This is a genomic window from Ralstonia sp. VS2407 (assembly GCF_052950655.1).
Genome location: NZ_JBRFVG010000002.1, coordinates 450,024 through 471,736, shown reverse-complemented (window position 1 = coordinate 471,736; position 21,713 = coordinate 450,024). Strand labels below are relative to the sequence as shown.

Genomic DNA, 21,713 nt, shown 5'->3' with positions numbered 1-21,713 from the left:
TGTGCCTATGCACCTAGGATTCCAGAGGGAACGATGATGAGTGGTCGAGATGACGGGAAATGCATCGAAACTGCAGCCGCAGAGCCCCTACTGGTATGAAGACTTGCCCGGCCCAACCATGCCGCTCAAGTCCAGCAACAAGAATGACCAACCAAACCTCGCACTCGACCTCAATTACGTGAATGAAGACGTGTTTGAGTTGTCCCGGGCGTCGTCCATCCAGCGTGGTTTTGGTCTGATGTTTGGGGTGGGTGTCTCCGTCGCGTTTGTGGCCATGCTGCCGTTCATCGGCCAGATGTATCAGGAGGGCCACCCTGAAGAGTCGCCGGTCATCGCGTCGGTGCTGGCCTTGATGCTGCTGGGGCTTGCGGTTCTTTTGCTTCACCTCATCAAGAGAGGGGTGCGGACGCCGCGAGACCTTCCAGTTCTATTCGATCGAAAGAATCGGAAGGTCTTTGCGTTTGAGTATGTGCCCAAGGCGAATCCATTCGCGAAATGGAAGACCGTGATCAAGGAGCTGGATTGGTCGCGCGTCGAAGCGGAAATTGGAAAGATCGCCGGATACAACGGCAAGACGTACTCGGTGCGCTATGGGCTGATTTTGGCGCAGTGCGAAGCGAACACGACCAAGGTCCAGGATCGGATCATCGTGAAGTCGCAGGTGGCGACTCCACTCGTGCTGCATCAGATGTGGGCGTATATCCGCTGCTTCATGAGTGAGGGGCCAAAGAATTTGCGAGACATCAGGCCGTTCCCGCGCGATATCAGTTTCCGGCGGTGCCTGCTGGAGTTTTACCCCTTGTTTGACCGGACAGAGGAGGGCGCACGGCTTCGCGCCAATATGCACGTGGTTGAGTTGGTGCTGCTGACGGCGGTTGGGATCCCGCTGTTTTGGCTGTTTCTTCCTGCGGGTATTTTTGAGTACGTCGGGCAACGCCTTGCGCCGGAGCCAAAGTGGCCGGCAGAGATCGTTTCGGAAACCGGGCGACCCTCCCACGATTGAGTTTCCTTGTGCCGGGATGCGCCACCAGTGAAGCTCAACCCTGCAGATGTAAGCGATCGGCCCGCCCGCACATGAAGATTTAGAAACAATCCCCCCAACCGCCCCAAGCCTGCGTAGCATCTCCACCGTCCGCCCGTGCGCGTGCGGACGTCACATTTCACGCACGCTGATATGAACGCTTTGTCCCGCCTCGCCGCCGCTTCTGCAGTGGCTGCGCTGCTCGCCACGCCCGCCTTCGCCCAGGACGACACCCCGTTGCAGGTTTCGTACCGCCAGGTGCTGACCGAATATTTCAAGGACGCGCCGACAGCGTCGAAGAAATACGACGGCCACCGCCTTGTCTTCACGGGCCAGGTCTATCCGCTGTCCGACGACAGCCTCAATACGCTGGCGGTGACCGAAGACCTGAAGGTGGGCGCGCCGTTCCAGGACGATCAGCGTGACGCGCTCAAGGCGCTGTTTCCCGATCACAAGCTTGCGGCGTACAAGCCCAGCAAGGACATCACGCTGGACTGCCTGAACCGGCAGTTCGTTGGCCTGACGCTGGCGCTGGCGGACTGCCGCGTCGGCAAGCCCTGATTTTTGTATTGCATTCCAGTTTCGTTTCCGACCATGGCCTCTCTTCCGTTTGACCAATTGCTCGCTCCGCTGCCTGGCGCTCAGCCCTGCGGCGAAGACATGCTCTTCTCTGCAGAATTCGACAGCATCCAGGATGCGCGCCGGTTTGATGACCCGTCGCTCGATCAGGGCGAGTGGGTCACGGAGATCAAGGAGGCCGACTGGCGTGCCGTCATCGCCCAGAGCACGTCGCTGCTGCAAAACCGCACGAAGGATCTGCGGCTGGCCGCATGGTTGGCCGAGGCGTTGTCGAAGGAGCGTGGCTTCGCTGGCCTGCGCGAGGGCTACGAACTGATCGCCGGTTTGTGCGAGCAGTTTTGGGAACACATCTATCCGCTGCCTGAAGCCGACGACCCCGAAGCCCGCACGGGCAGCATGGCGTGGCTTGCGACGCGATCGAGCCAGCTCATTCGCGAGGTGCCGCTGGTGGATGCGGCCAAGGGCGGCTATAGCCTCGTCGATTGGGAAGTTGCGACCAGCCTGGTCGAAGCCATCCGCCGCGATCCGGAACAGGCTGACGAGCTGTCGCGCGGCAAGATCACGCAGGACCAGTTTGAATCGGCGCGGCGCGCCACACCGCCGGCGTTCTATAAGACGCTGCATGATGATGTGGTGGGTTGTGGCGCTGCGCTGTTGCGGCTGGAATCCGTGCTGGATGCTCGTGCTGGAGACCATGCGCCGAGCTTCCGCCCCGCACGTGAAGCATTGCAAGCAGTGCGTGCGTTGGTGGAGCGCTTTGGTGGCAAGCCGGAGCCCAAGCCAACTGCAGTGGAGGCGAAGAGTGTTCCGCAACAGACAGCGCAGTCTGCCACCGGCGCCGCCATCGAAACCGTGGTTTCTGGCCCGATCCGCACGCGCGCGCAGGCGCTGAACCAGTTGCGCGATGTGGCTGAGTTCTTCCGTCAGACCGAGCCGCACAGCCCTGTTGCCTACCTCGCCGCGCGCGCCGCGAAGTGGGGCGACATGCCGCTGCACGCCTGGCTGCGCACGGTGGTCAAGGATGATGCGACGCTGTCGCAGATTGAGGAGCTGCTGGGCCTGGGCGATCCGCCGTCGGAAAGCGCGAGCTGAACAGGCTAGCTGCTTGAACAACCGCCGCAGCCGCTGGATCCGCAGCTACTCGAGCTGCAACTGCTGGAGCTACTGCTGCTTGAGCTGCAGTTGCTCGACGTGTCGCCTCCGGAGCCGCCGGAACTGGCGCCGGCGGGTGTTCCCATCATCGGTCGGTATCCTGCCCACACTGTGTTAGCCAGCACGCTCGTGCCGCCAAACGCCGCCAACCACAGTAGATCGCTTGTCGACAAACTAGCCTTGGGCGCCTGCTGGCTACGCTGACGATGCACATCGAGCGCGGCGCGGGCTCCTGCGGTGGGGCCCGCACGACCGACGCCGATCAGCTGCACGGTCACGCACCAGTAGACGATTCCGAACAGCGCCATCTCGACCAGCAGCCACATCACCGGGCGCTCTCGGGACAGGCCAACAAATACCTTTATCACCCCGAGCCACAGCACCGATAGTCCGATCGCCCATGCAGCGACAGTCGTTGCGCGCATCGCGCCGGCGGCCCACATCCAACCTTCGTGGCGCAGCCGATCTGTCATGTCTATGGCTTCGTCGAGGAATCGATCCCGAAAGGCTGGCCATGGCGAACGGCGCTGGGGTTGACGTGCGAGCCATGTCCACGCGTTGACGTGGCAATGGGGCATTGGTGTTTCGTTCGCGACCACGTATGTGTTGCGGTCACGTTTTCTCTTTGCAGGAGAAGCAACGCGGATCGCACCCGCGTCGAGCAGTGCCAGCGTCGCAACCTGCGCCATTCGCGTGGCGTCGCCGTTGATGAGCGCGGCTTCGGCCGGCGCCAACTGGCGGGGCACGTTGCCATCGGCGGCGCCCCATGGCTGGCGGTCGTACGCCGCGCGATGCAGGCCCCGGATCAGCAGACACGCCATCACGCTCACGCCCAGATAGAACGCGAGAAAGCGCGGCCCCGGAAAGTTCAGCACATCGAAATCCGATGCGATGTTCGTGGTGATGACGAGGAGGATGACTCCGATCAGAAGCCATACGGAAGGTATGATCGAGCGAGCGGTGGACGTGCGCGGCGGTGTGGCAAGGGGCGGCGGATGCGGTGCGCGGCGGGCAGCCTCAGGCGCACCATCCGGCTGCGCAGGTTCCGGCACTGGCCAGACGTCGGCAGGCGGCTCGACGCCGAACGTGCGCCGGTAGCTATCGATCGTCTGCTGGTAGTGCTGCGCGTAGGTGTCGTCTTCGTCCTGCGCTCCGATGCCCGGCGCATGGTGGAGCGGCGCGCGCAGTACCTCTCCGCAAAACACCGTCCAATACTCTTTCGAATATTGCAGATGGAGATGCCAGGCGGCATCGATGGCCTCGGAAGGCGTGACAGGGTGCCCCGCAAACACCGCCAGATACGCAAAGCGCTTGTATTCCTCGATGACGGCCAGCGTATATAAACGCGACCACCCTTCAGCCTGGGCCAGACGTTGGCTGTAGGGCACCGGCGCGCCAGGCGCATCGGGTGAATACTGGCTCAGCCGAAGCAGGCAGGCTTGGCGATCTGCTTCGGTCGAAGCGGCCTGGTGTGCGGAGACGGAACCGGGGGAGGTCGATGGAGTGAGCGATGTCATCTGTGTTGTTGTCCGCCGTATGTGCCTAGAGGCTGAGCCGCCGGCCAGTAGCACTGGCAGCAGATCGCGACGATTACTCCTGCTGTGGCTGCTCCAGCGCCTGAAACACCGCGCGCTCACAGCGGCCGAAGTCGAAGCTGCGCAAGCGGAGATGGCGGTTGCCGTATTCACCAGCCACCATCATTTCTGGGATCGGGCGCAGGGGCCCCGCCATCAGGCGCATCAACGTCTGTGAAATGATCACGAGCAACATCGGCGCCAGGGTAAACATCCCGACCATCATCCCCGCGACAGGGCCGACGCCTTCGAGGCCAAACTCGCTGCCCACAAAAAAAAGCATGATCACGAGCATCAGCGCGCTGAAATAACCGAGAAGTCCGATCGCCTCGCTAAAGTGGGGGCTCCTGCGCGACACTATGGTGTCCAGCGGTTCGGGCAACTCTCGAGGGCGCTTTGCAACATAGACAGTCTGAGCCTCGCGACGGCCGGTTAAGCGCATGCCCCACGCTGAAAAGCAGTCGTTGTCCCACCAGCCTGCAGCACGCACGCGCATGCCGTTCAGGCCCGCGAAATAGGGCGCGTTGGACGAAACCCGACGGTCCGTGACCTGGTATTCGCAGAAGTGGATGACCCGGTCGTCCATCAGCGTAATGACGACGGGGGTCACGCGATAGTAGGTGTCTCGCGAGATATCGTCGGTGTAGTCATGTGCGCTGCGCGCATTGGTGTCGACGCTCCATCCCATGGCCTCATATGCCTTGAATGCCGCGTTATCCACCTGTACTGAGCGAATGATTCCGCTGACGATCGCGACGGGCGCGCCCTGTCGTCGACTGGCAAGCCAGTGCTCAAGCTGCTGCCACGCCCATACCAAATGGCACCATAACCACCAGATGCGCTCTTTCATCGGAGAAAATTGCGCGATGGGCTGCGATGGTCTCCTGGTGGGGTCGTGGTACTCGAGGCGGATCTGGATGGAGGCACGCCGTTCATCACCCGGCTGTAATGGGGTAGCTGTCGACGGCTCACGCAACCGCGCCCGTCGGCGTGCATCCTCCCGCGTCACTTACTCGCCCGAAACTCGATCCGCCGATTGCGCGACCGGCCTTCATCGGTGTTGTTGGCCGCCACAGGCTGATCCGGCCCCACGCCCATCGCGGTGAGCGTGCCTTGCTCGGCGCCCTTGGCGATCAGGTAGTTCTTGACCGTCTCGGCGCGCGCCTGGCTCAGGTTGAGGTTCAACGCACGGCTGCCGGAGTTGTCGGTGTGGCCGACGATCTCGATCTTGCGGCCGTTCAGGCGCGGCAGCACGGCGGCCATTTCATCCAGAATCGCGCGGCCCTTGGGCGTGAGCGTGGCGCTGCCGGTTTCAAACTCGATGATGCGGTTGGCCAGGGTCTGATCCAGCAGCCCTTGCTCGGACACCGCGGCCACGCGCAGCCCGTTCTTGATCGTGTAGCTCTGGCCGAGCGCCGTCGCCATGTCGCTCGTGAGCTGTTGTCGCTGTGCCTCGTTACCGACGTCGCCGTGCAGGGAAACCTGCGTGCCGTCGATGTTGAGCTGCCCACGGTTGACCTGCTTGATGGCCGGCGACAGGATCTTCTGCACGTTGGCCGACCAGTTGGGCGGCGACACCACGTTGCCCACTTCGATCTGATCGACCACGTTGGCGCTGCCGTACAGCTCGCGCAGCTTGGCCAGCACGGTCGCCTTGGTGGCTTCGTCCGGCACCATGCCACCGGCCACGACTTGACCCGGCACGGGAGCGTCGCCAGCAGCGGCATGCGCGGGCAGGGCGCTGCCCAGGCACACCAGCATTGCAGCGTTCGCCAGGAAGGTTGCAGGCCGGAAGCCGCGCTTGATTGCATCCAGACCCATGTTCATTCTCCGATGAAGACTTCGCGGAAGGTATCGACCGCCACGCGCAGCGAGAGCTGCGGTTGATCCAGGTAACTCACGAACTTGGCCAAGCCGTAATCTCCGCTGACGTGCTGGTCGACCCATTCCGGATCGTCGATGTTGATGTTCTGTTCGGCATACGCCAGCGGCGACATGACGCTGTGCAGCGTGCGCGACGAGGCCCCGTTGAAGCCGATGACCAGCCGCTCGGCGCCGTTGATATCGCCCAGGAACAGCGACAGCTCGAAGTCGGCCCGCTGGAGGAAGCGCGACACCAGCTCCAGCCAGAAACTCGCCACCAGGCTGCGATAGAGCGGGTCTGCCGGCAACGGCAGCGTGAGCCCTTTTTCAAGCCGCGACGAGCCGTTCGCCATCACGGGTTGGAGCAGCGTGCCGAGCGCCAGCAACGTACGGCGCAGGCGGATGTTGTGGCCTTCCGAGCGCAGCATCTGCTCAAGGCCGGCAACGGTCTGGAAGTCGATGAAATCCGAAAAGCTGGCGTCGTGCGATTGCGTGCTCGTGCCGCCCGTGCCGGTCTCCACGCCGTGCTGACCTTCGGCCAGCAGGCGCAGGCCCTCAGTGGCGTCGGTGGCCGTGCCGAGCGAGATCATCTGCTGGCCGGCGCGTGTCCACAGGCGAGCGAGCGCAATCGGGCTGCGCGCGATGAAGTTGATCGGGCGATCGACCTCCATGGCTGCCGCCGTCAGGAACGGAAAGCGGCGCGATGACAGATCACTGCTGGCCATGAGCGTGCCCGCAATGGCGAGCTTGCTCTGCGAGCCGAGAAACGCAAACTGCACCGGCTTCCAATTGTCGTAGGTCGTCTTCCAATCCGGCGCTTCGGCCAGCAATTCCATGCCTTGCGCCAGCCAGCGGTCCAGCGTGTCGAGCAGTTGGACGTTATTGGCGCTTTTGACGAAATCGCCACGCGACGGAAGCTTGCCGAAGTACGAAAGCTGCAACTGGGTCTGGCTCATTGCGCCGTCCCTCCTTGCTCTTCCGTGATGCTGTGGCGTGCGGCCTGCGTTGACACGGCCGCTTGCGCCGCAGGCGGCGTGCCTGCGGGCGCTGCCGGGGCGGGCGGGGTCAGTGTGTTCTGCGGTGCCGATGCATCGGCAATCGACGTCGGCAAGCGCAGGCCGCGCAGGCCCTGGCCTTGCGGCGAATCCGATGCCGTCGTGCCGCCAGTCTGCGGGCTGCTGATGATGCGCAGGCTGATCGATACCGTCAGGTTGTCCTTCGTCCAGGACAGATCGAACGCGCCATCCGGACGACGCTTGCGTTGCGCCGTGGCAATCAGTCGCTCCAGGCCAAAGCGGCCGGGCTCGTTGAGCAGCTCCACGGTGCGGCCGTCAAACGAGGTGGCCGTCACGCGCGCCCCCGGCGTGCCTTGCGGATTCGGCCACACGAAGTTGGCCCACTGCGGCGGCGTGTTGCGATAGCGCAGTTGCTGTCCGTCGATCTCGATCGTGTACTCGGTCGCGCCTTGCGACGGCACCGGCAGGATCTGGAACACCGTCTGCGGTGCTGCGGCTGCTGCACCGCCTGCACCTCCGGCCGCACCACCCGTGAGTGGCGCGATCCAGCGCGTGAAGCCCGTGGTGAACTCTGGCACAAACGCGATGCCCAGGTCGCCCCAGGTGCGGGAGGCGATCATGTCGCCACGGCGCACCGACAGCGGACCGATCGTCGTGCTGGCGAACTTGGCAATCGCGCCATCCGGGCCGAACACCTGGCCGATCTCGGCCGCGCTGGCCTCGATCTTGGCATTGGGCGCAAACGGGTACTTGTCAGCCAGCGTGGTGGCAAACGGCTGATACACCTGCGCGTTCCACACCTTGTTGACTTCGGTCGTCGCCGGGCGGATCGCCACTGCGTACGACTGCAGCAGCGGACGCACCAGCAGCGGACGCAGCGTTGCGCGCTCACTGTCGGTCATGCCGGTCAGCATTTGCTCATCCACGTACTTGAGCGTGTCGGCCAGTTCGGAGCCGTTGCCGTCCAGTGTCTGCTGCATCAACTGCCGTGCACCCGGCCCCGGGTCGCCCTGGTTCTTGATCTGGTTGAAGCGCGTGCGCACCTTGGAGAGCGAATCCATATAACCGCGCAGCAGCGATTTGTCGTCGCGCATGACCACCACGCGTGCGAGCCCCGAGAACTCCTTGCCAACCGGGCCCATCGGGATGGCGCCGGCTTCAGCAGTGCCACCCACGTCCACGTTGACGTTCACCTGCGACGGCGTCTGGCGCGCGAACAACTGCTTGAACCAGCCCAGCACGCCCGTCTTGGCCTGCTTCAGGCCGGCGTTGAACATCGACGGGTTGTCCCACGACGTCTGCTCGTACGCGGTGTCGAGCACCTTGCGGATCGGCGAGTTGGTCGGATCGCCCAGCAGGTTCATGCCGGTGACGGCCTGATCGAAGCTGGTGAAATCCTGGATCGCCACGCCCTGCATGAAGCGTTGCCATTCGCGCGCGTATTCGGTCTTGTACATCGTGACCAGCGCCTTCTGGATCTGCTCTGGGCTGCCTTCCAGCGTGAGGTCGTCGCGGGCGGCGACGTTCAACACCCAATCCTTGGTCTGCAGTTCCTTGTTGGCAGCTTCCTTGATGGCGGACTGCACATAGCCGAACCACGCTTCCTTGGTGAACGTGCCGGGCACGGCGTAGCTGCCAGCAACCAGGCCTGCACCGGTGTCACCAACGATGCGTGCGACCGTCATCGGGGCGTAGCGCGTGGACGCGCGGGCCTTGATCTCGGCGTACGCGCGTTCGCGTGCGGGCATGCCGCGCACCACGCGGCGCAGGTTCTCACGCGTCTGGTCGACCAGCGAGAGGTTGGCTTCCAGCAGCGGCCAGTTGTCGTCGTTCACGCGGGCGAGGAAGAACGACAGGTTGCGCTCCGCCGAGCGGATCATCTGCTCGCGGGGCATGTTGCCCCGGTTGTCTTCCAGCCAGCCGCGCCAGAAGCGTGTGATCTGATCGGTCAGGTGCGCGACTTCCACGTGGCGCTTGTCCGACAGCATCAGGTAGGTCTTGAGCGCGTTGTAGCCGTCTTCCACGTTCGTGGGGGAGGCATCGGTGTAACGCTTGGCTCCAGTTGAAGCTGTGGCCTGGTTTGGTGCAGCAGGCGCATTGGCGGCCGCGCCCGAGGCACCTGAGACACCCGACGCACCAGCCATGGTGGCGGTGGCCGTCGTCACGGACGTGGTCATCACCGCACCGGTTTCCGGCGGCCGCACCATCGGGGCCAGCTGATCCGGATGCGCGTTCACTTCGGCGAGGAAGGTTTCGATCGCGCCGCCCACCGGCTTGAGCATGACCTGGCGCAGGCCGTTGTAGTACTCGTCGAGCAGCTTGTGCTGCAGCGTGTCGCCCTGGTACAGACCCAGCGACAGCGCCAGCGGGTGGTCATTGCGATAGCGGTCGAGCTGTTCGATACGGTCCTGCAGGATGTCGAGTGCCTCCAGGCGGGCCTGCAGGTCTACCCGGTTCTGCTGCATCTTGACGATCTTGTCGAGGTCGGCCTGCACGTTGGCAGTGAGGGTGCGGTTGCCCATGTACGACCACGTCCAGCCGCCGAGCATCACGCCCAGCGCCAGCACCAGCGCAAAGAACGTGGCGATGCGCAGTCGCGTCTTGGCGGGGCTGGCGAATTGCCGCACCGTCTGCTTGTCGGCAAAGATCACCTTCGAGAACAGGTCGCGCAGGAAGAAGCCGTTCTTGGAGAACACTTCGCGGGTGCGTGCGGCGCCGTCGGTCGACAGGCCGAAGCGGCGTGCAATGCGCTCGGCCGACACGCTGTTGGTGGCGCCTTCCTGCAGCGCGCTGGTGAAGTAGAAGCCGCGGAACACCGGTTTGTACTGGAACGGATTCTCATCGAACAGCGTCATCAGGAACGCACGCAGCGTCGGCTTGATCGATGCAAACTCCAGCGGGAAGCTGAGCAGTCCCGGCGAGAGCTTGTTGTTCCGGTGCAGCGCGATCTGCGCCACGCTGATCTCCTTCAGCCCGTCGCACAGCTCGTCAAAGCGCTGGTCGAACACGGCCGCCACGTCCGGCTTTGAATCCGGCTCGAAGGGCAGGGTGGCGCCCCAGACGCGGTCGCGCTCCTGTTTCTCGCTGTCGCCAAAGAATTCGGTAAAGCCGGTGATCAGGTCGGCCTTGGTGAACATCACGTACACAGGGGCAAACACTTCCAGGCGTTCGGTCAGTTCCTGCACGCGCTGGCGCAGGTTCTTGGCCAGGTTGATGGCAAATTCGGGGCGGTTTTGCGTGAGTTCGGACACGCTCACCGTGACGACGATGCCGTTGATGGGCGCCTTGGGGCGATAGCGCTTGAGCAGGTCCAGAAAGCCGAGCCACTCGCGGCGGTCTTCTTCGTGCACCGAGTAGCGGCCGGCCGTGTCGAGCAGGATGCCTTCGGTGGTGAAGAACCAGTCGCAGTTACGCGTGCCGCCAATGCCCTGGATGACGGCACCGCCCTTGTCGGCAAACGGAAACTGCAGGCCGGAGTTCAACACGGCCGTGCTCTTGCCCGCCGCCGGGTTGCCGATCACGATGTACCAGGGCAGCTCGTACAGCGCTGCGCTGCCCGACATCTGTCCGAGCTTGGAGCGCTTGATGGTCTTGACGGCTTCGGCCAGGCGCACGCGCAGGGCTTCCACTTCTTCACGCTTGTCTGGCGTGGCGGCCTTGTCGGTGGCGGCTTGTTCGAGCACGCCCTCCAGCTTGTTGCTGGCCTGACGCGCACGCCAGCGCTTCCACAGATACGTCAGCAGCCACAGCGCGAGCAGTACGCCTAGCGCGACGCCGACCCAGACCAGGCCAACCTCAAAGGTCTGCGCCATCAGGAGCAGGAAGATGGTCAGCACGATCACGCCAAGAATGGACAGCGTGCGTGAGTTGGTCAGGAAGTTCAGGAAGCGTTGCATGTTGCCTTCGGCTCGGGAACAGACAGAATCGGAATCGAAATCAGGAACGAGGTCACGTCAGGCTGGGCACCACCGCGATGGCGCCGCGCTGCTGGATGTCGTTGGCGGTAATGGCCAGCACCGGCTTGCCGGTCTGCTGGCTCAACTGGTGCGCCACCACCACGGAGAGCAGCGGGCCCGCGGCGCCCACATAGCCGCAGGGTGTGCCAATCGGCAGCAGATCTGCCGCCAGGTCGAGCGCTGGAAAACGTTCGGAAAACACGCGTGCCACCTCGACGGTGCGCACGGGGTGCATGCCAGTGTCTGAGACAACGCCGGCAACGGTGATGGGTTCGGAAGTCGACTCGCCTTCGGCGGTATCAGCCTTCTCGGCGGGCGCTGCGTCCTGCTTGGCCTTGACCGGTGTGGCGGCCAAGGTATCGAGCACGTGGCCCACGGCATCGCCCAGCGCCTGCAGTTGCGGCTGGCCGCGATCCGGCGTCGGCGATTCAAGCCGCGCCACGCCGGCGCGCGTGATCGTGAACGGCTCCGCTGCAGCGGCTTCGCCTTCCAGCGCCGGCGGGAGCAGGCTTTGCGCCATGGCCGGCCCACACAGCAGCACGCCCGCAGCGGCTTCGCCCGGCACGCGGCCGTGTTGGCGATTGGCTTCGAACAATTGCTCGTGCTGCATCAGTTGCTCAACAGCGCTTGGGCCGACCAGCGAATCCGCCACCACCACCATGCGCAGCACGCGCTCGTCGCTGGCGCGATTAACGCCTTGCGTCGCGCGATCGAGCAGCAGCAGCGCATCGGCATCGCCCTTGGCGGTGATGGGCTCCAGCGTCAGTCGGTCTGCGGGCCAGATCAACGCGATGCGTTGGCGCAGCCACCCATCGGCGGCGGCTTGATGCTGCGGTGTCCACTCGCGCGGCAGCAGGGCGGTGATGATCAGTCGCGTGCTTTCCGGGGCGGTCGATTCCGGAACCTGCGCAACGGCATGTGCGGCCAGCTCTTCGGCCACCTGGCCAGCGAGCGAGAGGGCGCGCAGGCGTTCGTCCAGCCAGTCGATGTCAGGATGATGCTCGGCCAGCTCGGCGCGCAGGTCTTCGATGTCGATGCCTTCCACTTGCGCTGCAAAGATCGGCTGGCCGAAGCCCTGGACATCGGTCAGGCCCGGTTGCGTGTTGGCTTGCACTGCGTCCACCACCGATGCCGCATCACTGCCTGCAGGCGCGCGCAGAGCGCTGGCCAGCAGCACGGCGCGCCATTGGCGCGTGGCGTCTTGCGGGTCTGCGGCTTTGGCGTCGGTGCCTGCGGCGGCCGGCGTGGCGGCAGCCAGCTCGCGGCCCGCGACCACATTGGAGCGGATGCCATCCAGCGCGCGCTTGATGACCCAATAGCCGACGATCATGCCCACCGGCAGCAACAGCAGGTAGGTGAGGATGTCGCCGGTAGTCGGCATGCGGTTGACGGACTGCCACCACACAATGACGGCAATCCACACCACCACGAAGACAGCGAGCAGCGTCAGCCCGGACCGGAAGAGTCTTGCAACCATGTCGTGCGCGTTCAGATGCTGCCGGTGTTGCCCTGGCTGGACAGGAGCGTGGCGCCGCAGGCGGTTTTGTCGCCATGGCGCGCCGCCTGCTTGCCGTCGATGATGACGTTCGGGTCGCCCGTCACGATGACGGTCGTGCCGCCGTGGCCGTTCCGCGGGCAGGTCACCTTGTCGCCCACGCAGGCGATGCCCTTGCCGCCGGTGCTTGTGTTGCCCGATGCGGTGATCACCACGCCGCCGTGGTCGGTCTTGTCACCCAGCAGGATGAAGGGCCGTGTCATTGCATGCTCCCCATGTGTCCTATCGTCATTGCCTTGGTGCGGGCTGCTTGCCGAGCACGCCCTTGCGGCGCAGCTCGACGTGGCCCAGATCCATCATCTTCCAGCGGCCGCCCCATACCAGGCCGACCGATTCCGCCGTCTGGCCGTACAGCTCGTAGCCGCGCATTGCCCACGGGTCCTTTTCGCTGATGACCAGCTTGCCGTCGCGGAAGAACGCGCTGTCCGCCGCCAGGCCGTACTGGTGATAGCTCTGGAACGCCGTGGCCTGCGTGACATTGCTGCCCATCGCCGCCAGCTTCACTTGCCGCTCGGGGCTTCGGTAGCCTTCGAGCAGCGCCATCTCGTATCCGTGTTCGTCGCGCATGATCTTGTAGACAAGCAGCAAACGCTGGCGGAAGTCTGCGTCGAGCAGGTTCCAGTCGCGGCTCGCATCGCGGATGGCCGGACGGATCTGCTCGACTTCACGCGTGGTGAACACCTCGGGCGGCAAGGGCGGCGGCGGGACCAGCCGTTCGCCATTGAGCAGCGCCGAGATGTGCGGATCCGGTTCGCGCACCTGATCGTCATCGAACTCGAACGACTGCTGCTCGCGCAGCGCCAGCGCCAGCATGGGCGGCACCGACAGCACCCCGAGCGCACCGAGCAGCAACATCCGCCGCCGCACCACGAACTGCTTGAACGCCGATACCCCTGACGTTGCGTTGTCCACCGATTCGCGCAACGACCCTGCCGAGCGCGCGCCCACCACCGCCGCCCCCGTGCTCAAGCGCCGCCACTGGGCACGCAGCAACGCCGCGCAGCGCTGCCGTACCGACGGCAGCAGCAGCACGGCAGCCACCACCACCATGGCAACGAAGTAGAGAACAAGAGCGAGAAAAACCATACCGACCTGCGGAGCGTGGGCGCCTACGTCAATTCATCCAGATTTATATCTGTATTTAGAAGTCTAAATTATTAATAAACGGTAATAATCGGGTGCTCGCTGCGCAGAAATATTAAGAAACGATAAAGAAAATACCGCAACCTACGTCAATCATTTGTCTTTCAGCAAGGCCAGACTTAGAATCAGCAGCCACCACCGGAATCGGCGGTTGTTTGTAATCCATACGTTCGCCGCGCATTCTATTTCAATTCTGGACCCGTGATGAGTAATAACGGCGATTTGAAACAAGAAGGGCCTCCAACGCTCTTCAATTCTGAATCCGAGACCGATGAGGCCGGGCATACGCGCATTCTGGCGAGCCTTGAAGGCCGCGTCGCGGCCAGCGGCAAGGGACCGAAAAAGTCGGGGCAGCGCTATGGCGTTGCAGCGGCGGTTGTGGTGCTCGCCGCCGGTATTGGCGCATGGATCATGCTGAATCCGAGCGGCGAATCCGCGCCCGCCCAGGTGGCAGAACAACCCGCGCCGGCGGCCGCCCAATCGCCGGCAGCCACGCAGGCAGCGGCGCCGGAAGCCGCTCACGCGGCCGCTGCGGCGCCTGTCGCTTCCGCAAGCGAGCCCGTGGCGGAAGTGCAAGCCGCCACCATCGTCAACGTTCCGCCGGGCGAGGAGCACGCAAGCGAAAAGAGCGAGAAGAGCGATAACGCGTCGGTTGCCAGCGCGCCCGCCAAGGAGGCGCATGATGAGGCGCCGGCGGCGCATTCCGTGGCGGTAAAGTCTGCCAGCCCCACGGCGGATACCGACGAAGGCAAAACGGCAACCGCCAAGCTGGTGGCCAAATCGACCAATACGCCATTTAAGGCGCTGCAGCAGCCAACAAAGCCGAAGGCGCACTCAACTGCCAAAGCCGCCAAGAACCGAAAGGGTACATTGGCGCCTGATGATCCTGACGCTGATCTGCTGGCCGCTTTGCTTGCGCCGCAGAATGCTGCCAATAAGCCCGCCAATTCACCCACTTACAAAGGGCAATAGCCGCCCGACTGCCCGGTTGGTTTTTTTACAACCGGGTAATTGAGCGGAGGCGGGTGCGATGCTCGACATTGCGCTGCCTCGTAATTGCCCGCGCTGGTTTCACGAAATCGCCCCGTGATACGCCACGCGTTGCAGCACCGGACAGCGAATGGACGCCACGACCCTTCTTCAGAACCTCTTCGCACCCACACGCCGCCTGTACACGCTGGAGGGGGACGGGGCGCTTGCAGACCTTGCGGTCGAAGCCTGGCTCGGTCGGGAGGCGCTGTCCGAGCTGTTTGAATGGCGCGTGGTGGCCGTCAGCGCCAATGCGCGCATCGCGCTCAAGCCGTTGCTGGGCGAGCGCGTCACGCTGGTCACGACGCTGGCCGACGGAACGCAGACCAAGCGCACTGGCCTTATCCGGCTTGCCGAGAAGCTCGGCGCGGATGGGAGCCTCACACGCTATCGCCTGACCGTGGTGCCCTGGTTCTGGTTGACCACGCAGCAGCGCCACAGCCAGGTGTTCCAGAACCGGCCGCTCGCGGACATTTTTGAGCAGATGCTGTCGCCGTACGAGCCGTATGCCTCGTGGCGCTATGCGGCCGGTGCCGAAGCGCGCATGGCCGACTTTGGTACACGCACGCACATCGCCCAGTTTCGCGAGACCGACTACCACTTCGTTACGCGCCTGCTGGCCGAAGCGGGGCTCGGCTTCACCACGGTGGAAGACGACCAGGCGCATGGCGGTCACACGCTGGTGATTTTTGCCGACAGCACGCAACTGCAGGAAGATGCGGAATCGGCTGCGTCGGGCGGTATCCGCTTTCACCGCGCGCATAGCCTGGAAGAGCGCGACGCGATTCAGCAACTCGCTTGCCATAGCCGCACCACCGTAAGTGGCGTGGCTGTCGCTGCGTGGGACCCGGAAGGCAAGCAGAACGCCCGAGCCCACGCGCCCGCACGCTTTGCTACCAGCGCGGGCAGCCCGGATGCATACCTGTCGATCAGCCCATCGCTCGCACCCGATTCCGCTAATGCCCAGCGCATTGCCGAACAGGTCATGGAAAGCCTGGAAGCCCGCGCGCTGCTGTTTTCAGGGCGTGGCACGGTGCGCACGCTGCGCAGCGGCACGCGGCTGCAGGTGGTGGATTGCCCGCACCTGCCGCAAGACGTGGAAGGCGCCTATCCACTATTGATGGATCTGGTCGAACACTGCGGCATCAACAACCTGACCGTCGATACGCACAACGCGCTCAGCCAGCGTTTGGGCGGGCTCGATGCCGCGCTGGAATTCGATACGCCGCCTAGCGCGCCGGAGTCCGGCCCCGGCATCTTCGGTTTCCAGGAAGCAGAAGGCCCCATCGAACGCAGCACGCCGACTGGCGAGTTGATCAAGGCAGCACGTACGCACGGCTATGCCGGAATGTTCCGCGCAAGCGACGCACGCAGGCCCTGGCGCCCGGCCGTGACAGAACCGGATTGCGGCCGCCTCTACGCCGCGCCCACCGCGCAAGGCGTGCACAGCGCCATCGTGGTCGGCCCGGACGGCCAGACGCAGGCAGGCGGAGACGGCGAACACCACGCTACCCCCGCAGGTGAAATCCGCGTGCGGTTTCCCTGGCAACAAGGCGAGCGCGCGGATGACCGCAGCACGCGCTGGGTGCGCGTTGCGCAGCGGCAGGCCGGCTCCGGCATGGGCTGGCAATGGCTGCCGCGCATCGGGCAGGAAGTGCTCGTCAAGTTCAGCGAAGACGACATCGACCAGCCGGTCGTGATCGGCTCGCTGTACAACGGCCAAGGGGAGGCTGGCATTGCGCCCACGCCGGGCGGGCAGGGCGCATCCGACCAAAGCGACAGCACAGCCCTCTACAAGCAAGGCAGCGACAGCGCCGCAAGCGCGCAAGGCAACGTGGCCGGCGGCCACAGCCCCGCGTGGCACGGCATGGGCACTGAGGCTGAAGGCCACCGCAACGCCGCCGCCCACACGGGCTTCAAGAGCGCGGAACACGGCGGCAGCGGCTACAACCACCTCGTCTTTGACGACAGCGACGGCCAGTTGCGCACGCAGCTCGCCACCACGCAGCAATTCAGCCAGCTCAACCTGGGCCATCTTGTCCATCAGCAAGACAACCGGCGCGGCAGCTTCCGTGGCCAAGGCTTTGAGCTGCGCACCGATGGCCACGCCGCCGTGCGGGGCCAAGCCGGCCTGCTGCTGACCACCTACCGCGACGCCAGCACCGGCAAAGCCGTGCCCACCGGCGACAACGCGGCCGGCATTGCGCTGATCAAGCAAGCCAAGGAATTGACGTCATCGCTCGGGCAAGGCGCGGTTACGCATCAGACTGCCGCACTCGACACCGCCAAGAACGACGACGCGCCGCTGGCCAAGCAAGCCAAAGCAGTCGCGGGTATGGTCGACGGCAAGGCGCTCGACGCCGCCAAGCAAGACGCCAGCGCCGGCAACACCACCACACAAGGCAAGGTGCCGCATCAGGGCGAGGCTATCGCCCACCTCGCGGGTCGCGCGGGCCTCGTCATGGTGGCGGGGCAAGACCTGCAGCTCGCCAACGGCGAGAGCATCGCGCTGGGCAGCGGCCAAGACACCAACCTCGCCATCGGCAAACAGGCGCGCATGCACGCCGGCCAGGCGATTGGCGTGGCCGCAGGTTTGTCGAAGGCGGGTGACAACAACATCGGCCTGCAGCTCACCGCAGGGCAAGACAACATCGACGTGCAAGCCCAGCATGACGTGCTCAAGCTGATGGCCAAGCAGGACCTGAAACTGGTGTCGGCCAATATGAACGTGGACTTTGCGGCCGCCAAGCGCATTCGCATCGCCACGGCCGGCGGGGCGTCGATCACGCTCGAAGGTGGGAATATCACCGTGGAGTGTGCGGGGGCGATTACGTATAAGGCGGCGCAGCGGGTGTTTGAGGGGCCGACAAGCAGTAGCTATCCGCTGCCACTCTTCCCACAGAGCGTTTGCGTCGAATGCATGTTGAAGGCCGCGATGAACGGTAGTCCGTTTTCCGCTCTGCAGTAATTGTCGGTATGGAATTCCTGACAGACCCCATCGCGGTTGACGAGGTTGTTGCACAAATTTGCGACAAGCACCAGCAGGATGCGAACGGCACCACGTGGCTACTGGTGGACGCTGCACTGGTTGAGTTTCATCGAATTTCCGCGCTGGCAGGCAACTGGGGCTGGCCGATTCACAACGTTTTTGCCAGATCAAGGCTGGCGTCATTCGGTGCACAGGCCCCGCACCTCATTGAACTGCCACGCGACGTGGGCGAGATCAGGTCAAAGCTGGCGAAGCTGCTGCGGCCGCATTCGGCATCGGCATCGCCGGCTTTTAGTTGGCTCCGTTCGCAACATTCGGCGGATGCCTTATGTGAGGCGCTGGCGCATCTAGGCCTTGTGCGTATTGACGGTGACATGGACGTGCATTGCCGTTTTGCTGATACGCGTGTGCTACCAGCGCTGTGGGCTGCGCTGTCTGAAGAGCAGCATGCGACACTATCCGACCGCATCGTGGCTTGGGGTTGCTGCGACCGAGCAGGGCATCCGATGGAGCTCGCTACCAAGTCTGCTGAAGTTCTGCCCGCGGTATCAGCGTTTGCCGGTACATTGGAACTCGACGCCCGCCAATTTGGTGCCGTACTCGACGCCAGTGAACCTGACACCATTTTCAGCGCGTTTTTGGAAACAACGCCCGAGTTGATCGTGGATCGGCGTCGATCGGACTTGTATCGGACGCTGACACAATCACTCGCACTTGCAACGGAGCTGCAGGTGACGCAGGCACCGGACCGCCTGCAATTTGCGGTGCTGAGCGTGTATTGCGGCGAGGATTTTCATCGCTTGCCGGCATTGGCAGAGATGTGGAATGAGGTTGCTCAAGGAGCAAGCCTCAAAGAGCTCATGAAAGCTTGGACGCCAGAGATCTGGAGTGCTCTGGAGCCCGGAGAGGTCGACGCTGCGGTGTCCGACGTTTAGGAAGGTGTTGACAATGAAGATTTGGAAAGTCTTAGGGTTGACAGCAGTGGCAGCGGCTTCGTTGTATGCGTTGACCGCTTGCGCTACGAAACCAGACCCGATGGATGACAAGGCGACAGCCAGCATTACTTCGTACAACCACACTCCCGACTATATCCATCAGTTCTACGTAAACGGGACTTGGGGAGGGAACTCGTTTGCCTATGGGGGAGGTGGAAGTTTCGTCTGTTGCTTGATATACCCCAAGACTTGGCGTCCAGGCTTAACCGCCAAGGTGAAATGGACGACCTCTAGTTCTGATCCGAACGCTGAGGGCGATGCTGCGAAGGAGCATTGGCACGAGGCTATCGTTCCGATCGAGAAGTATGTGGAAGAAGCTGACACCCTGAATGTGCATTTCCTGCCTGGAGGAAAGATCCGGCTCATTATTTCGAATAAGGGGCCGGGGCAGGGTAGCTATCCTGGGCCGTCTTACCCTGTCAAACCGGCCGATTTTCATTTCGAGCCAAGCCGACGTGCGGCTCAACTGAAAGAAGAACGTGCCCGAGCGCAAGCGGCAGGGCGGGCGCGATTGGAGGCTGAGATGCGTGCCCTCAAAGGGGGGCTGCCCGCCGCTCCGACGGACTCATCTCCGAGCACACCGGGAGGCGACAATTTGCCTCCTCCACCCGTACTTCCAAAGGGGGAGAAATGAGCGCGTTCCGCCCTGGCTGGTACGAGATTAGCTTCGATGCGAGTACGCGTGATCGGCGCTGTCGATATTTCAAGAGTCCGTCCGCATACACAGCGGAGTGTTTGCTCAAGAGTACTGGGCAGCAAATTCTGTTGTGGCATGACCCTGCGGGAGTGAACGGGCCTGGGAAAGCTGCCGCATGGCAGTCGACTTATCGTCCACTGGACAATGCGCCGAAGGACGATTGGTGGGACAACCCGCCGGGCGGCAAGAGCTACAACCCAGAGCTGCCGCCGTCAAACTCGCGCGCGGACCGCAAACCAACCTTGAGTGAATTGTGCGGTCGCGCGGGGACTGCCGATATTGTGGGCAAGCAGAGCCTCAGTTGCTCCAGAGAGATACACGTCGGACTGTTCTTCGATGGCACCAACAACAACATGGATCGTGATATGCCAGCGCGATCACACTCGAATGTTGTGGTTCTTTTCAATGCACATCGTAATGACCGAACTGACACCTTTCGCTATTACATTCCCGGTGTTGGAACAGCGTTCGATGATATTGGTGAGCCGGCAGAGACGGATTCGGGAAAAGCCTATGCCTCTGGTGGAGAGGCTCGCATTCACTGGGGCATGCTGCAAGTTCTCAATGCGGTGTGCCGTGCATCAATTGCCGGCAATGCTTCTTCAACAACATCTGATGAAGACTTAGGTTTGCTCAGTAAGGAGCAGATGAAACAGCTTGTCACCAGTAAAAGCGGGCTAGCAACTTGGTGGCGACTCAGCGACGACAAGATGATCAACATTTTTGCTGATCTTCAGAAGCAGTTGCTCGACAAGATCAAGGAAGCGCGCCCCCGGATCACCAAGGTTCACCTTTCCGTATTTGGATTCTCGCGCGGAGCAGCAGAGGCGCGTACATGCTGTGAGTGGATCCGCAAAGCCACGAAGATGAAGGTGGGATATGCGGAACTGAACATGCGCTTTCTGGGCATTTTTGACACCGTTGCGTCCGTTGGCTTGGCGGACTCTTCGCCTGTAGGCCAGGGGTTCATGGATTGGGCCGACGGCACGATGGACATTGGTAAGTTCGAGAGAGTCACGCACTTCGTTGCCGCGCACGAGATTCGCCAGTCGTTTCCCCTTTCTACCGCCCGGATTGGTGCCAAGCACTATCCGGAAAATACCAAGGAATACATTTATCCCGGCGCACATTCGGACATTGGAGGTGGATATGGGCCAGGGTCGCAGGGCAAGGCAGTCGGGGGGCGGCATGAACTGTTGTCCCAGATCGCGCTGAACGATATGTACTTCGAAGCCTGCAACGCGGGCGTGAAGCTCTTGCCCAACGAGGAGATGCAAGAAGGACTTCTCAGCGATTTTGTTGTGTCTCCTGATCTGGACGCAGCATTTACTGCATATTCCGATTGGACAAAGCTTGCAGAAAAGCAAAGCGTGACCGATGGCAAGGGGCCTCTTTGCGAGAATCGTATGCAACGCCATACGCAGTTGTATTGGCGTTGGCGTGCACATGTGTCCAATGACGCAACGTTCAAGGCGCTGTTTTCTTACACGCATTCCGACGAGCAGGACCAAGTCGACCTATGGGAATCGGAATTGGATTGGCGCAAGGATGTTGAGCGAGCCAAGGCTGCAGCAAGTCAACCCCGATATGTCTCGAGGGGGCGATATGGCGCTGCCGATGTCGTCGAACTCCCGCCGTCTCCCACGGAGCTTCAGAAGCAAATCCTTATCGAGGTCAATGCTGCTGAAGCGGTACCTGCCTCAGTGAGTGAATTTTTTGACAAGTACGTACACGATTCCCACGGTGGTTTCTGGTTGCTCGGCCCTATCACCGCCGCTCAGCGTACGGCGTTCATCGCGGACATTAAAGCCAAGAAGGCGGAGCATGATCGGCTGCTGCGTGAAGCCGATGCATCGCTCAACCCTGGCCGTGCCGACAACCTCCGCCGGATCGCACTATCGTATGAGCTCAACGGGTTTGAGCGAAGGGTGCTCGCTAAAGACGCGGAGTCGCCAGGTATTGTTCCGGTAATGCGCGATTCCGATGCTGCAGACCTGCGCGAGAACGCTGGCATAGCCACCAGTGTGGCAATGCGGGTGCTAGGGACACAATCCCGACGCGAACCCCATGGGCATGGACGATACCGGCGAGTGTTCGACCACAGTTGATATCGCCGATATTCAGCTTTCTCCAGTCCATTCGAT

Annotated in this window: 16 protein-coding genes; 8 read left to right on the top strand and 8 right to left on the bottom strand. The window is 62.9% G+C overall.

The genetic code is table 11. The features are described from left to right. Positions 1-49 precede the first annotated feature (49 nt). The 3 genes from ACU8YE_RS05250 to tssA all read left to right on the top strand — a co-directional run bounded on the left by ACU8YE_RS05250 (position 50) and on the right by tssA (position 2,692). Positions 50-1,003 (top strand): DUF6708 domain-containing protein, encoded by a 954-nt coding sequence (locus ACU8YE_RS05250; protein WP_446928288.1) that lies wholly within the window; start codon positions 50-52, stop codon positions 1,001-1,003. Positions 1,004-1,174: 171 nt separating this feature from the next. Next, positions 1,175-1,582: a hypothetical protein gene (locus ACU8YE_RS05245; RefSeq protein WP_446928247.1), complete on the top strand. Its 408-nt coding sequence runs from the start codon at positions 1,175-1,177 to the stop codon at positions 1,580-1,582. Positions 1,583-1,615: 33 nt separating this feature from the next. After that, positions 1,616-2,692: a type VI secretion system protein TssA gene (gene tssA / locus ACU8YE_RS05240; RefSeq protein ID WP_440838849.1), complete on the top strand. Its 1,077-nt coding sequence runs from the start codon at positions 1,616-1,618 to the stop codon at positions 2,690-2,692. Between the two features lie 5 nt (positions 2,693-2,697). Here tssA and ACU8YE_RS05235 read toward each other — a convergent pair whose 3' ends face one another. The 8 genes from ACU8YE_RS05235 to ACU8YE_RS05200 all read right to left on the bottom strand — a co-directional run bounded on the left by ACU8YE_RS05235 (position 2,698) and on the right by ACU8YE_RS05200 (position 13,802). Further along, positions 2,698-4,269 (bottom strand): TIGR04222 domain-containing membrane protein, encoded by a 1,572-nt coding sequence (locus ACU8YE_RS05235; protein ID WP_446928246.1) that lies wholly within the window; start codon positions 4,267-4,269, stop codon positions 2,698-2,700. Positions 4,270-4,342: 73 nt separating this feature from the next. Further along, a complete protein-coding gene (locus tag ACU8YE_RS05230; RefSeq protein ID WP_433868036.1) occupies positions 4,343-5,176 on the bottom strand; it encodes a hypothetical protein in 834 nt (277 codons plus the stop codon). A gap of 155 nt (positions 5,177-5,331) precedes the next feature. Next, the gene (locus ACU8YE_RS05225; protein ID WP_037032349.1) at positions 5,332-6,147 is read right to left on the bottom strand and encodes an OmpA family protein; all 816 of its coding nucleotides are present in this window, start codon (positions 6,145-6,147) and stop codon (positions 5,332-5,334) included. A 2-nt stretch (positions 6,148-6,149) separates the two neighbouring features. Further along, positions 6,150-7,145, bottom strand: coding sequence for a type VI secretion system-associated protein TagF (tagF, locus tag ACU8YE_RS05220; RefSeq protein WP_045203965.1), 996 nt, complete (start codon positions 7,143-7,145; stop codon positions 6,150-6,152). Then, positions 7,142-11,101 carry a type VI secretion system membrane subunit TssM gene (tssM, locus tag ACU8YE_RS05215; protein ID WP_322018312.1) on the bottom strand — a complete coding sequence of 1,320 codons (3,960 nt, stop codon included), beginning with the start codon at positions 11,099-11,101 and terminating at the stop codon, positions 7,142-7,144. Before tssM ends, tagF begins: the two co-directional genes overlap by 4 nt. Positions 11,102-11,153: 52 nt before the next feature. Next, positions 11,154-12,638, bottom strand: coding sequence for a hypothetical protein (locus tag ACU8YE_RS05210; protein ID WP_446928245.1), 1,485 nt, complete (start codon positions 12,636-12,638; stop codon positions 11,154-11,156). Between the two features lie 11 nt (positions 12,639-12,649). After that, positions 12,650-12,919, bottom strand: a complete 270-nt coding sequence (locus ACU8YE_RS05205) for a PAAR domain-containing protein (protein ID WP_024978961.1) — start codon at positions 12,917-12,919, stop codon at positions 12,650-12,652. 25 nt (positions 12,920-12,944) lie between these two features. Then, on the bottom strand, positions 12,945-13,802 hold the full coding sequence (locus tag ACU8YE_RS05200; RefSeq protein ID WP_232039413.1) for a M15 family metallopeptidase: 858 nt from the start codon (positions 13,800-13,802) through the stop codon (positions 12,945-12,947). A gap of 261 nt (positions 13,803-14,063) precedes the next feature. Between ACU8YE_RS05200 and ACU8YE_RS05195 the strand changes: the two genes are divergently transcribed. The 5 genes from ACU8YE_RS05195 to ACU8YE_RS05175 all read left to right on the top strand — a co-directional run bounded on the left by ACU8YE_RS05195 (position 14,064) and on the right by ACU8YE_RS05175 (position 21,677). Further along, positions 14,064-14,831 (top strand): hypothetical protein, encoded by a 768-nt coding sequence (locus ACU8YE_RS05195; protein ID WP_316871065.1) that lies wholly within the window; start codon positions 14,064-14,066, stop codon positions 14,829-14,831. A gap of 148 nt (positions 14,832-14,979) precedes the next feature. Beyond that, a complete protein-coding gene (locus tag ACU8YE_RS05190; RefSeq protein ID WP_446928244.1) occupies positions 14,980-17,856 on the top strand; it encodes a type VI secretion system Vgr family protein in 2,877 nt (958 codons plus the stop codon). 8 nt (positions 17,857-17,864) lie between these two features. Further along, a complete protein-coding gene (locus ACU8YE_RS05185; RefSeq protein WP_446928243.1) occupies positions 17,865-18,812 on the top strand; it encodes a DUF4123 domain-containing protein in 948 nt (315 codons plus the stop codon). Positions 18,813-18,825: 13 nt separating this feature from the next. After that, on the top strand, positions 18,826-19,506 hold the full coding sequence (locus ACU8YE_RS05180) for a DUF3304 domain-containing protein (RefSeq protein ID WP_316871061.1): 681 nt from the start codon (positions 18,826-18,828) through the stop codon (positions 19,504-19,506). 101 nt (positions 19,507-19,607) lie between these two features. Next, positions 19,608-21,677, top strand: a complete 2,070-nt coding sequence (locus tag ACU8YE_RS05175) for a phospholipase effector Tle1 domain-containing protein (RefSeq protein WP_446928242.1) — start codon at positions 19,608-19,610, stop codon at positions 21,675-21,677. The last annotated feature ends 36 nt before the right edge of the window (positions 21,678-21,713 follow it).

Coding starts and splice junctions, on each gene's coding strand:
- ACU8YE_RS05185 (WP_446928243.1), top strand. CDS start 17,865: ATGGAATTCCTGACAGACCCCATCGCGGTTGACGAGGTTGTTGCACAA.
- ACU8YE_RS05250 (WP_446928288.1), top strand. CDS start 50: ATGACGGGAAATGCATCGAAACTGCAGCCGCAGAGCCCCTACTGGTAT.
- ACU8YE_RS05210 (WP_446928245.1), bottom strand. CDS start 12,638: ATGGTTGCAAGACTCTTCCGGTCCGGGCTGACGCTGCTCGCTGTCTTC.
- ACU8YE_RS05205 (WP_024978961.1), bottom strand. CDS start 12,919: ATGACACGGCCCTTCATCCTGCTGGGTGACAAGACCGACCACGGCGGC.
- tagF (WP_045203965.1), bottom strand. CDS start 7,145: ATGAGCCAGACCCAGTTGCAGCTTTCGTACTTCGGCAAGCTTCCGTCG.
- ACU8YE_RS05245 (WP_446928247.1), top strand. CDS start 1,175: ATGAACGCTTTGTCCCGCCTCGCCGCCGCTTCTGCAGTGGCTGCGCTG.
- ACU8YE_RS05225 (WP_037032349.1), bottom strand. CDS start 6,147: ATGGGTCTGGATGCAATCAAGCGCGGCTTCCGGCCTGCAACCTTCCTG.
- ACU8YE_RS05230 (WP_433868036.1), bottom strand. CDS start 5,176: ATGAAAGAGCGCATCTGGTGGTTATGGTGCCATTTGGTATGGGCGTGG.
- ACU8YE_RS05235 (WP_446928246.1), bottom strand. CDS start 4,269: ATGACATCGCTCACTCCATCGACCTCCCCCGGTTCCGTCTCCGCACAC.
- ACU8YE_RS05190 (WP_446928244.1), top strand. CDS start 14,980: ATGGACGCCACGACCCTTCTTCAGAACCTCTTCGCACCCACACGCCGC.
- ACU8YE_RS05195 (WP_316871065.1), top strand. CDS start 14,064: ATGAGTAATAACGGCGATTTGAAACAAGAAGGGCCTCCAACGCTCTTC.
- ACU8YE_RS05200 (WP_232039413.1), bottom strand. CDS start 13,802: ATGGTTTTTCTCGCTCTTGTTCTCTACTTCGTTGCCATGGTGGTGGTG.
- tssA (WP_440838849.1), top strand. CDS start 1,616: ATGGCCTCTCTTCCGTTTGACCAATTGCTCGCTCCGCTGCCTGGCGCT.
- ACU8YE_RS05180 (WP_316871061.1), top strand. CDS start 18,826: ATGAAGATTTGGAAAGTCTTAGGGTTGACAGCAGTGGCAGCGGCTTCG.
- tssM (WP_322018312.1), bottom strand. CDS start 11,101: ATGCAACGCTTCCTGAACTTCCTGACCAACTCACGCACGCTGTCCATT.